This window comes from Paracoccus marinaquae (assembly GCF_018860165.1).
Lineage (GTDB): Bacteria > Pseudomonadota > Alphaproteobacteria > Rhodobacterales > Rhodobacteraceae > Paracoccus > Paracoccus marinaquae.
The window spans coordinates 58,750-70,896 of sequence record NZ_JAHKNG010000004.1; the positions used below are offsets into that span (position 1 = coordinate 58,750).

9 protein-coding genes are annotated in these 12,147 nt (G+C 65.6%); 2 read left to right on the forward strand and 7 right to left on the reverse strand.

The genetic code is table 11. The annotated features are described in order from the left end of the window. Nucleotides 1-4: 4 nt before the first annotated feature. Together KNW02_RS03860 and KNW02_RS03865 are read left to right on the forward strand one after the other, a co-directional pair. Nucleotides 5-3,151, forward strand: coding sequence for an efflux RND transporter permease subunit (locus tag KNW02_RS03860; protein WP_216031954.1), 3,147 nt, complete (start codon nt 5-7; stop codon nt 3,149-3,151). Nucleotides 3,152-3,378: 227 nt separating this feature from the next. Next, nucleotides 3,379-5,064 (forward strand): AMP-binding protein, encoded by a 1,686-nt coding sequence (locus KNW02_RS03865; protein ID WP_216031955.1) that lies wholly within the window; start codon nt 3,379-3,381, stop codon nt 5,062-5,064. Between the two features lie 96 nt (nt 5,065-5,160). On the opposite strand, the gene KNW02_RS03870 is transcribed toward KNW02_RS03865, so the two are convergent. From KNW02_RS03870 to KNW02_RS03900, 7 genes are all read right to left on the reverse strand, one after another. Next, entirely contained in the window at nt 5,161-6,201 is a 1,041-nt protein-coding gene (locus KNW02_RS03870; protein WP_216031956.1) for an ABC transporter substrate-binding protein, read from the reverse strand. A 94-nt stretch (nt 6,202-6,295) separates the two neighbouring features. Beyond that, nucleotides 6,296-7,039 carry an SDR family oxidoreductase gene (locus KNW02_RS03875; RefSeq protein WP_216031957.1) on the reverse strand — a complete coding sequence of 248 codons (744 nt, stop codon included), beginning with the start codon at nt 7,037-7,039 and terminating at the stop codon, nt 6,296-6,298. A gap of 50 nt (nt 7,040-7,089) precedes the next feature. Continuing rightward, nucleotides 7,090-7,947, reverse strand: a complete 858-nt coding sequence (locus tag KNW02_RS03880; RefSeq protein ID WP_216031958.1) for a TPM domain-containing protein — start codon at nt 7,945-7,947, stop codon at nt 7,090-7,092. Then, the gene (gene ppk2 / locus KNW02_RS03885; RefSeq protein ID WP_252733431.1) at nt 7,944-8,837 is read right to left on the reverse strand and encodes a polyphosphate kinase 2; all 894 of its coding nucleotides are present in this window, start codon (nt 8,835-8,837) and stop codon (nt 7,944-7,946) included. The genes KNW02_RS03880 and ppk2 overlap by 4 nt, the downstream gene beginning before the upstream one ends. After that, nucleotides 8,837-9,763, reverse strand: a complete 927-nt coding sequence (locus tag KNW02_RS03890; RefSeq protein WP_216031959.1) for a homoserine O-succinyltransferase — start codon at nt 9,761-9,763, stop codon at nt 8,837-8,839. The genes ppk2 and KNW02_RS03890 overlap by 1 nt, the downstream gene beginning before the upstream one ends. Nucleotide 9,764: 1 nt before the next feature. After that, nucleotides 9,765-10,628 (reverse strand): ATPase, encoded by an 864-nt coding sequence (locus KNW02_RS03895; RefSeq protein WP_216031960.1) that lies wholly within the window; start codon nt 10,626-10,628, stop codon nt 9,765-9,767. A gap of 123 nt (nt 10,629-10,751) precedes the next feature. Beyond that, the gene (locus KNW02_RS03900; RefSeq protein WP_216031961.1) at nt 10,752-11,939 is read right to left on the reverse strand and encodes an OmpP1/FadL family transporter; all 1,188 of its coding nucleotides are present in this window, start codon (nt 11,937-11,939) and stop codon (nt 10,752-10,754) included. Nucleotides 11,940-12,147 lie beyond the last annotated feature (208 nt).

The following is a 12,147-nucleotide window of genomic DNA, read 5'->3' on the forward strand; positions in this document are numbered from 1 at the left end:
GGCCGTGTTGTCCACGCTCTTCATCAACCGGCCCCGTTTCGCGGCCGTCATCTCGATCGTCCTGACGCTTGCCGGTCTGATCGCGCTGACGCGCATCCCCATCGCGCAATATCCCAATATCGTGCCGCCGCTGGTCACGGTGTCGGCCTATTATCCCGGCGCCAGCGCCGAGGTCGTCGAAGAGACGGTGGCGCAGCCGATCGAAGGTCAGGTCGTCGGCGTCGAGAACATGCTCTACATGAAATCGACCAGCGGCGCGGACGGCTCGTACAGCCTGGTCATCAGCTTTGCGGTCGGCACCGACCCGGACATCGCCACGGTGAACGTGCAGAACCGGGTGGCGCTGGCCGAGGCCGGCCTGCCATCCGAGGTGCGCGCCACCGGTGTCAGCGTGAAGAAGCAGTCCACCGCGCTGATGCAGATGATCGCGATCTATGCCGAGGAGGGGGCCGAGGACCGGGTTGATGACCTTGTTCTGACCAATTTCGCCAACATCAACATCCTTGACGAGATCAAGCGGGTTCCCGGTGTCGGGGATGCGTCGCTCTATGGCGCGCGTGACTATTCCATGCGCATCATCCTTGACATCGACCGGCTGACCAGCCTGCAATTGACCCCGGCCGATGTGCTGGCGGCGTTGCGGTCGCAGAACGTGCAGGCGGCGATCGGACGTGTCGGCGCCCAGCCGATGCAGAATGACCCGAACGTCCAGTTGAACATCCAGACCACGGGCCGCCTGAGCGAGCCCGAGGAATTCGCCGATATCGTGATCCGCGCCAATCCCGACGGCAGTTTCGTGCGCGTGCGCGATATCGCCGAGGTCGAGCTTGGGGCCGCGAATTACGATGGCCTCGGCCGCTTCAACGGCGCCCCGGTGGCGCTGATCGGCACGTTCCAGTCGCCCGGCGCCAATGCGCTTGCCGCAGCCGAGGGCGTGCGCGAGACGATGGAGCGTCTGTCGGAACGCTTTCCCGAGGGGATCACCTACGAGATCGGCTATGACACCTCGGACTTCGTCGTCGCCAGCATCGAGAATGTCGTGGATACGCTGATCGAAGCCTTCGTGCTGGTGATCATCGTCGTCTTCATCTTCCTGGGCAGCGTGCGGGCCACGCTGATCCCGCTTTTCGCCGTGCCCGTGGCCCTGATCGGCACCTTCGCGGTCATGTCGGCGATGGGGTATTCGCTGAACACCGTCTCGCTTCTGGCATTGGTGCTGGCCATCGGCATCGTCGTCGATGACGCCATCGTCGTGGTCGAGAACGTCGAGGCGGTGATGGAAAAGAACCCGGGCATGTCGCCGGCCGACGCGGCCAAGGCCGCCATGGGCGAGATCACCGGCGCGATTCTCGCCATCACCCTGGTGCTGCTGTCGGTCTTCGTGCCCGTCGCCTTCATCCCGGGCCTCAGCGGCGAGCTGTTCCGGCAGTTCGCGGTCGCGGTCTCGGTGTCGATGGTTCTGTCGGCGATCAACGCGCTGACGCTCAGCCCGGCGCTCTGCGCGATCCTGCTGAAGCCCCATCATGGCCCCAAGCGCGGCATTCTGGGCTGGATCTCGAACCGCATCGACAACGTGCGCGACGGTTATGCCGGCATCACCATGGCGATTGCCCGCCGTGCGGTTCTGGGCCTCGTCCTGCTGGCCGTGGGTTTCGTGCTGAGCGGGCTTCTCTTCAAGGCCACCCCGACCGGGTTCCTGCCGGCCGAGGATCAGGGCGCCTTCATCATCGAGGCGCGTCTGCCCGAGGGGGCCTCGCTGAACCGCACCGAGGCCACGATGGCGCAGATGTCCACTATGCTGGGCGATCTGGACGGGGTCGCGGACGTGTTGTCGGTTGCCGGCTACAGCTTCCTTGACGGTCTTGCCAAGCCCAATGGCGGCTTCGCCGTCGTGGTGATGGAGCCCTTCGAGGAACGCGCCGGACACGAGAACGCAACCGTCTTCGCCGCGATCCAGGAGGCGATGGCACAGGGCATGGCGATCCGCGAGGCGCAGGTGATTGCCTTCAACCTGCCGCCGATCCTGGGGCTGGGAACCGGCGACGGTTTCGAATACCAGCTGCTGGATCTGGGCGGCGGCGATCCGGCCGATCTGGCGGCGGTCGCCGGCGGCCTCAGCGTCGCGGCCAACGAGGACGACCGCCTGGGGCCGACCTTCACCACCTATTCGGCCGATTCCCCGCAACTGTTCCTCGACATCAACCGCGAACGGCTGCAGACGCTTGGCGTTTCGGTCAGCGATCTCTTCGGCGCGCTGCAGGGCACGTTCGGGCAGGTCTATGTCAACGACTTCAACCTGTTCGGCCGGGTCTGGCAGGTCAACATGCAGGCGGCCGAGTCCGACCGCGATTCGGTTGACGATATCGGGCGGCTGAACGTGCGCAACCGCGACGGCGAACTGGTTCCGGTGGCGGCGGTGGCCACGCCCGAGATCGTGCTGGGGCCGCAATCCATCGTCCGCTACAACAACTACCGGTCGGTGACGATCAATGGCGGCCCGGCCGAGGGCGTCTCGACCGGCGAGGCGCTGGTGGCGATGGAAGAGGTGTCCGATGCGACGCTGCCGGATGGCTACAGCTATTCCTGGACCGGCACGGCGGTTCAGCAGATCGAGGCGGCAGGCCAGACCGGGCCGATCCTCGTCATGGCGGTGGTCTTCGCCTATCTGTTCCTCGTCGCGCTTTATGAAAGCTGGATGATCCCGATCCCGGTGCTGCTGTCGGTGGTGTTCGGGGTGACCGGGGCGCTGGCCTCGATCATCATGGCGGGGCTGTCCTTCGACATCTATGCCCAGATCGGCCTGATCGTGCTGATCGCATTGGCGGCCAAGAACGCGATCCTCATCGTGGAGTTCGCCAAGGCCAGACGCGAGGCGGGCGAGGACATCCTGACCGCCGCGGTCGAGGGCGCGCGGGCGCGCTTCCGCGCGGTCATCATGACCAGCTTTGCCTTCATCGCCGGCCTGCTGCCGCTGGTCTTCGCCGAGGGCGCCAGCGAACTCAGCCGGCGGGCGGTGGGAACCGGGGTCGCCGGTGGGATGGCCGTCGCCTCGATCGTCGGCATCTGCATTATCCCGGCGCTCTATGTGGTCTTCCAGACCATGCGAGAGCGTGTGCATGGCTGGACCGGGCGCTCGAAAAAGGCCGAATAGCCGATCTTCGTGCCGGTCCCCGGGCAGACCCGCGGGACCGGTACCACCAGTCTTTTCCCTGAGCGCCGGCCGATCCGGGTTTTGGCGAACGCCCCAGTCTATCCGCGACGATCCCGAGCGTGACCGAGGCTCTGGCAGGGGACGGGATTGCGGAGGCGGACCACCGTGCCCGCCGGAGAACGCCCGTTCACGAAGCGCGCGGTTCCCGCAGGATATGGGAGAGAGACATGGAACAGACGAATTCCTGGACCCCGATGGCCGGCCTCTGTCACTGGGAGCGCGAGCAGCCGGATACGGTCTATCTGACCCAGCCGACGGGCGGAGAGATCACGACCTATACCTGGGCCGAAACCGCCGATCAGGTGCGTCGCATCGCGGCGCATCTTGCCTCGCTGGACCTGCCCGAGGGCAGCCGGGTCGCGCTTGTCTCGAAGAATTGCGCGCATTGGGTCATGGCGCATCTGGCCATTCTCATGGCGGGCCATGTCAGCGTGCCGATCTATTCCTCGGCCAACCGCGAGACGGTCGGCTATGTGCTGGACCACAGCGAAGCCAGGGTTCTCATCCTCGGAAGTCTAGATCACTGGGACGATGTGCGTGAGGGGATTCCGGACGGGTTGCCGATCATCGCGCTGCCCCGGGCGCCGGTCTTCGATCCGCCGCGCGAAAATCTGCGGGCCTGGGACGATCTGGTCGCCATCACCGCCCCGATGCGGGGCGAGCCGCTTGCGCGCGCCGGGACCGACCTTGCGACGCTGGTCTATACATCCGGCAGCACCGGCAAGCCCAAGGGGGTGATGCTGGGCTTTGGCGCACTTGCGGTCGGGGCGTGCCTTGCCAACAATATCGTGCCGGTCGGCCCCGACGACCGCCTGATTTCCTATCTTCCGCTGGCCCATGTGTTCGAGCAGGCGGTGGTGCTGATGGGATCGCTGCGTTTCGGATGCCAGTTGTTCTTCAACGAGTCGCTGCTGAGATTCGCCACCGACATCGAGCGCGCCAGGCCGACGATCTTCCTTTCGGTTCCCCGGCTCTGGGTCAAGTTCCAGCTTGGTGTCCTGCAGAAACTCCCGCAGGAAAAGCTGTCGGCACTGCTTGCCGATCCCCGGACGGCTGCGGCCACGCAGCGCCGGATCCTCGAACAGCTTGGCCTCGATCAGGCCCGTATCGCCATCACCGGCTCAGCGCCGCTGCCGCAATCGGTGGTCGAGTGGTATCGCGCCCTCGGGCTGGAAATGCTTGAGGGCTACGGCATGTCCGAGGACTTCTGCTATTCGCATGTGTCGCTGCCCGGCCGCACTCGCGTCGGCTATGTCGGCCACCCCCATCCCGGGGTCGAGCGCCGGATCGGCGAGGGCAGCGAGATCCTGATCAAGAGCAAGGGCGCGATGCTGGGCTATTTCAGGGATCCGGAGCTGACCCGGGCGGCCTTCACCGAGGACGGCTTCTTCCGGACCGGTGACATGGGCGAGATCGACGAGGACGGCCGGCTGAGGATCACCGGCCGCGTGAAGGAGATCTTCAAGACCAGCAAGGGCAAATATGTCGCGCCGGCCCCCATCGAGGAGCGGCTGATCAGCCATCCCGGGATCGAGGTGGCCTGCGTCATGGGGGCAGGGATGCCGCAACCCTTCGGGCTGCTGATGCTGAACGCCGAGGCGCGAGGGGCCTTTTCGGGCGAGGCAGGCCGGGCCCGGCTGGAGGAGGAACTGGAAGCCCTGCGGCGGCGCGTCAACGCGGCGCTGGAGGACCATGAGCGGCTGGATTTTCTGGCCATCTCGGACGAGCAATGGACCATCGCCAACGGCTACCTGACGCCGACGATGAAGGTGCGGCGCAACGTCATCGAGAAACGGTACGAGCCGCGTTTTGAAAGCTGGTACGACACCCGGCGCGCCGTGATCTGGGCGTGATGCACGGAAAACCCGCGCGGCCGGGCCAGGGCGCGCTGAGCGTGCCGGGCGTGGCTAAGGCCGGTATCCACCGGCCCCGCCACCGCCCCGTTCGGGTCAGAAACCGGCCTTGATCTTCTCGAACTCGGCCAGCTGCCGCTCGCGCTGCGCCGGATCGTTCGGGGTCTGCGCCAGGATCGGCACCTCCACGGGTGACAGCCCTTCGGCCACGGCGGGATCGTCGGCGATGGTTTCCATTCCCTTCAGGTTGGTATGGCCGTAACCGATCGTGTCCAGCAGCCCGCGCGCGGATTCGGGCGCCAGCCAGGCGTTGATGAAGTCATAGACCTTGTCTTCCGAACCCGGCCCGTCCTTGATGTTGATGAAGCCGCAGAACCAGGTGCTGGAGCCTTCCTTGGCCTCGCGCTGGAAGCCCACGTCGTAATTGTCGTCGCGCAGATAGACGATGCCGTCATTCCAGGACCAGGCCACATCGACTGCGCCCGAGGCCATCAGCTGGCTCATCTCGGCCGGGTCGGCCCAGTAGGCGGCGACGTTCTGATGCGCCGCGCGCAACCATTCGGCGGCTGCGGCGAACTGCTCGTCGGTCGTGTCGGTCCAGTCGGTCACGCCGGTCGCCAGATAGGCCAGCGCCCAGACATCGTCCGAACTGTCGGGCAGCGAGGTGCGGCCCTGAAATTTCGGATCGGTGAAGACCTCCAGGGTCGAGACATCCTCGGGCGTCACATTCGCGTTCGAATAGGCGATGGCGGTCACGCCCCAGTCCGAGGGGATATACCAGACGCCCTGATCGTCGACGAAGGTCTCCGAGGCCAGAAACCGCTTGTCGATATTCTCGAACTCCGGGATGCGCGACGTGTCCCACGGCTCGATCAGCCCGGCATCGCGGTATTTGCTGACCATCTGGCTGCAGGGATGGACGAGATCGGCCTTGAAGCCCGAGGCGATCTTCTGGAAGGCCTCGTCGTCATCGCCATAGAAGGCATAGGTCGGGTTGTCGCCATATTTGTCGACATAGCCCTGGAAGATCGAGGGCTCCTCGAACCCGGCCCAGTCGAAGACGGTCAGTTCCGGGTCGGCGGCAAGGGCGGGCAGGGCAAGCGCGGTCGCCAGCGCGGTCGTGGTCAGTAGACGCATGTTTTCGGGGCCTTCCTGTTGATCCGTTTCCACAAACGCTAGCCGCGCCGCGAGACCCGCGCAAGGGTCTCGCGCAACTGCGTCGCCGGTCAGATCAGCGCATGCGCAGCGCGCCGTCCAGCCGGATCACCTCGCCGTTCAGATAGCCGTTCTCGACGATGAAGGCGGCCATGCGGGCAAACTCGGCCGGATCGCCCAGGCGCTTGGGGAAGGTCACCTCGGCGGCAAGGCCGTCCTGCACCTCCTGCGGCAGACCGCGCAGCATCGGCGTGCCAAAGATGCCCGGCGCGATGGCGCAGACCCGGATCCCCTGACCGGCCAGATCACGGGCGATGGGCAGGGTCATGCCGGCGATGCCGGCCTTCGAGGCGGCATAGGCCGCCTGGCCCTTCTGCCCGTCATAGGCGGCGATCGAGGCGGTATTGACGATGACGCCGTTTTCCTCGCGCTGGTTCCGGGCCATCTCGGCGGCGGCGAGGCGCAGCACGTTGAAGCTGCCGATCAGGTTGATCTCGATGGTGCGGCGAAAGCCCGACAGGCTGTGCGGCCCGTCCCGGCCAACGGTTTTTTCGCCGGTGGCGATGCCGGCGCAGTTCACGCAGATGTCGATGCCGCCCATGATCCCGACCGCCCGTCCGATGGCGGCGGCGACGCTGGCCTCGTCCGTCACGTCGGTCTGCGCGAATTCTGCCCCTATCGCGGCTGCGGTGGCGGCCCCGGCCTCGTCGCGGTCCAGAATGACCACCTCGGCGCCGGCATCGCGGAAATGCCGGGCAGTGGCCTCACCCAGTCCGGATGCGGCGCCGGTCACGATGGCGCGGGCATGTGACAGATCCATCTGCTTTTCCTCCTCTGGCTTTTGCGTCTTCTGCCATGCCCGGGCGCGGGCTACCAGCGCCCCGAGGCACCGCCGCCCGAGGACCGGCCGCCACCAAAGCCGCCACGGCGCGAGCGTGAGCGGGCGGCGGGCGTGTCGCGGATGCTGTGCCGGCTCCAGCCGCATCGGGGGCAGCGGGTCCAGACCGACTGCCGCGGCACCGGCTTGCCTGCGGCGTCGGTGGCACTCAGCGGCTCGACCTCTTCCGTCAGCCCGCGGCCGCCGCAGACCGGGCAGGGGCGGTGGGCATGGCGGATACGGGCAAGGATATCCCGACCGATCCTGACGAGGATGAAGCCGAAGGCGCCAAGCATCGCCAGCGGCAGGATCTGATCGACGAGGCGGCGGGAAGGGGCCTGCAGCGGGCGTCCCTCGGCCGTGGGGCGGGCGATCCGGTCGATCACCGCCAGCGTGCCGTCGCGGAGCCCCTCGGACATGCGGTCCGAGCGGAACCGGGGCAGGATCGCCTCGTCCATGATCTCCTGCGCGATGACATCGGCGGTGGCGGGATAGCCCGCGCCCAGTTCGATCCGCGCCTCGCGGTCGTCGCGCAGCACCAGCACCATGAAGCCGTCATTGCGCCGCGCGTCACCCACGCCCCAATCGTTGAACAGCGGCGTCGCAAAGGGTTCCAGCCCGTCGCGTCCGCCATGGCGTGCCCGGTCCGGCAGGGTGACCACGGTGCCCTCGATGCCGGTTTCGTCATGCAGCGCGATCAGCGCCTGATCCAGCAGCCGGGTGTCTTCGCCGCCCAGCAGTCCGGCGAAATCGTTGATGCTGGTATGCTGCCATTCGGGCAGATCCTGCGCGCGCGGCGGCAGCGCCAGGGCCAGCCAGATCAGCGCCGCCCCGATCGCGGCCCGGATCACGGCTGCAACAGTTCAGGCCCGCCTGCGATCAGCGGATCGACCTTGCCGATGGCCTCGTGGTCCCGGCAGGCATAGCCGACCGTGTGCAGAAGCGTCTGGATCGCCGCGATCCGCGCCCGTTTCTTGTCGTCCGAGCGGATCACCGTCCAGGGCGTGATGGGCGAATGCGACAGGCTCAGGGTTTCCCTGATCGCGTCGGAATAGGCGTCCCATCTGGCCAGCCCGTCCACGTCGATGGAGGACAGCTTCCACTGTTTCAGCGGATCCTTCTCGCGGTCGAGAAAACGCTTCAGTTGCTCGGCCCGGCCGACATTCAGCCACAGCTTGACCAGGATGATGCCGTCATCGACCAGGGTGCGCTCGAAGCTGGGCAACTGGCGGAAGAAGGCGTTGCGCTGATCCACGGACGAGAAGCCGAAGACCCGCTCGACCACGCCGCGATTGTACCAGCTGCGGTCGAACAGCGCGACCTCGCCCGAGGCCGGCAGCCAGTCGACATAGCGCTGGAAATACCACTGGCCGGATTCACGCTCGGTCGGTTTTGGCAGGGCGACGATATAGCAGTTGCGCGGGCTCAGGTTCTCGCGCACGCGCTCGATGGTACCGCCCTTGCCGGCGGCGTCGCGCCCCTCGAAGATCACGATCACGCGTTTGCCGGTGGCGACGACATCATGCATCATCCGCACAAGCTGCAATTGCAGCTTTTCCATGTGATCCTCGTAATCGTCCGCGTCCATTTCCTCGCCATAGGGATAGTCGGGGTCGAGGATCACGTCCTTGCCCGCGCCCTCGATGGCCTTGCGGATGGCCTTGGGGGCGCCCTTCTCGAGATAGTCGGTGATCTGCCCGACCAGCGGCAGGTCGAGCATTGCGGGCTTCGTCTTGGCCATCACGCGGTTCCGATCTTGCTCATGTCGTACCAGGTGGTCTGGTAGAGTTCGTTGATCCAGTTACCGTAAAGCAGGTGGGCATGGCTGCGCCAGCGGTTCGAGGGCGGGCGCGACGGGTCGTCGTCGGGGTAATAGTTCCGCGGCACCCCGATCGGCTTGCCCGAGGCGATGTCGCGGTCGTATTCGTCCTTCAGCGTGGTGCTGTCATATTCCAGATGGTTGAAGATATAGAGCGCGCGATGCCCCGGATCCTCGATCAGGCAGGGACCGACCTCCTCGCTGGCCAGCAGGGTGCGCAGCGCGGGGCGGGTGTCGATCTCGGGCTGGCGCACCTCGGTCCAGCGGCTGACCGGCACCAGCACATCGTCCGAGAAGCCGCGCAGATAGGGCGAGGCCGGGGCGAAGTTGTGGTGACGGAAGCAGCCGAAGGCCTTGTGGTCCAGCATGTGCTTTTCGAGGCGGTGGAAATGCCAGGCCATCGCCATGCCGCCCCAGCAGACGCCGAAGGTGGAATGGACATGGCTCTGCGTCCAGTCGAAGAGGCGGGTCAGTTCGTCCCAATAGGTCACCTCTTCGAAGGGCAGATGCTCGATCGGGGCGCCGGTGATGATCAGGCCGTCGAATTTCTCGCCCGTCGCCTCGACCTCGCGGAAGGGGCGGTAGAAGCTTTCCATGTGATCGGCCGCCGTGTTGCGGCTTTCGTGATCCGACATGCGGATCAGCTGGAAGTCGATCTGCAGGGGGGTGGCGCCGATCAGCCGGGCGAACTGGTTCTCGGTCTGGATCTTCTTCGGCATCAGGTTCAGAAGCCCGATCCGCAAGGGCCTGATGTCCTGCGTCTCGGCCCGGCCCGGCGACATCACCATCACGCCCTCATCCGACAGGATGCGATAGGCGGGAAGGTTCTCGTTCAGGGTGATGGGCATCTCAGGCTTCCTTGCGGTCGATGGCGCGGGCGACAAGCTCGATGAAATCGGCCGGGGACTTTACCCCTGCGACCTCCTCGGCGGTGACGGTGACGCCGCGCCGCGCCATCGCCGCGTAACGCGGCTGGCGATGGGCCAGCGCGCGGGCATAGGTCCAGCGGATGAAGTCATCGGGATTGACCTCATGGCCCTGCAGGCCCTTCTCGACGCGATAGGCGATCCAGGCTCGTTCAAGGAATTCCGGCTGGTAATACATGGGCTTCGGCGCCCGGTCAAAGCGGCGCACCAGTTCGGCGGTATGCGCCTCGGACCCCTTGATCCAGACCAGCAGCAGATCGCGCTCCAACGCGGCCAGCACGGGATCCTGCGGGTCTTCTGGATCGACCACCTCGCAGATCGAGCCGCCGCTGTCGCAGACGAAATGCGGCAGGGCATAGATCTCGGCGGCCCGCTCCATGAAATGCCGGGTGTCCAGAAGCGATGCGATCTCGGCCCGGCGGTGCTGGTCCTGACGCCGGTGGTATTCGTCATAGGGCAGGCCGCCACGGCTGGGGCTGCCGGGCTTGCCCAGATAGGTCGACAGCGGCGCGAGATTGTCGAAGGTGATGTTGCTGGCGATATAGACGCTGTCGGACAGCAGCAATTCGCGCAGGAACGGCACCTTCATCGCCTCGCGCTTGAAGTTGTCGGCGATGAATTCGCCCATATAGCGCGTGCCGATGCGGTAATCGACCGAGTAGTGGAACCAGTCGCCGGCCTCGCGCAGCATGTTCGACAGATAGGTCTTGCCCAGCCCGGACATGCCGAACAGCATCACGCGCCTGTTCGCCGTCCGCTGCCATTCGCTGCCGCTGCCATAGATCATGCCGGTCCCCTGGTTGTCCGGGCATAGGTAATCCGCAGGCGGCAAAGAGAAAAGGGGCAGGCGGAGATGAGAAAGGCCCCGCCATGCGGGCGGGGCCTTTCCGGATCGCTGCGAGGGGCGGGATCAGAAGCTGTAGCCGATCCGCATGCCGACGCCCCAGGCATCACTGTCGTCCATATAGGCGCGCGCCGTATCCGGCGTGCCGGTCTCGGGCGCGGCATCGCCCAGCTTGGTATAGTTGAAGGCCGTGGTGATCTTCAGCGGCCCCTGGGTATAGATCGCCGCCAGGGTGATGCCCTTGCGGCCATTGGTCGGCGCCAGTGGTGAAACCAGATCGTTGTTGTCCGATTTCTCGTAGAAGAACGAGGCGGCACCCGACCAGGTGTCGGTGAACTTGCGTCCGGCCCCGATGGTCCAGGTGGTGCTGTCGTCAAGGCTGACCAGGCTGCCGAGGGTGTTGCCGGTCGGCAGGCCGGTGGTGCTGTCAATCTCGGGCACATGCGAATAGGCCGGCGGCATGACCAGGAATTCGGACCATTTCACCCAGCGGACCGAGCCGAAGACCAGCGTATCGGCGGCAACGCCGGTCTGGAATTCCAGATTGACGCTGCGCGGTGTGTCCACCTCCATCTCGCCGTCGGGACCATAGAAACCGCCCGCCGGGTTCGGAACGCCGAAAGGTCCGCCCGACAGCGTTTCGCTGGTATCGAAAGTGTGGTTGATCGGCGAGTTATAGGTCAGCGACACGCGCGCCGCGATCTCGGGCTTTTCCCAGCTGACGCCGGCCACCCAGCCGATGCCGGTGTCGCTCTCGGTGTTCAGATTATAGCCGTTGAGGCCGCCATAGGCCAGGCCGGCCAGCGTCAGGTTGGCATCGGCGCGGCTGCCGCGGATACCGCCATGGACACCGAAATTGTTGTCCATGCGATAGCGCAGCAGCGCGGTGAAGGTGGTCGAATCGACGGTCACCGCGGTGCCGCCCAGGGCGATCGAATCCAGCGGATAGTACAGATCGGCGCCGAAAGGCTGCTCGAAGATCAGCGCGGCCGAGAAATTCTCGTTGAACTGGCGCTTGTAGGCAAGTCCGACGAATGCGTAATCATCGGCGACATTGCCGAAGGATGAACCGCCGAACATGGCGGCGTCGCGACCCGAGATATCGGGCGAGACGCTGCCGAAGGACAGTTCGACATAGTTCGTCGCCGGCTCGAACAGCGGGCTGAGCGATTGCGGCGCCCGTTCGATGCCGCCCGCCAGCAGCGGCGAGGCGCCCATCAGCAGCGCGGCCACACCGGTAAATGCAAGTTTCATGAATACCTCCCTCTTTCAGGCTCACCTGAACCTTGCGAAACAGCCTAGCGTGCGTATTGGACAAATCAATTTTCGGACCGGCATGACGTTGCGTAGATCGGGCTCTATCATTCAGCATCGTGTCATTGGCGCAACGCTTTCGTGATAGTTTTACACAATCAGCCGGGATTTTTTCCCGCCCGGTTACCGCCCCGCGCTCTGGACAAAC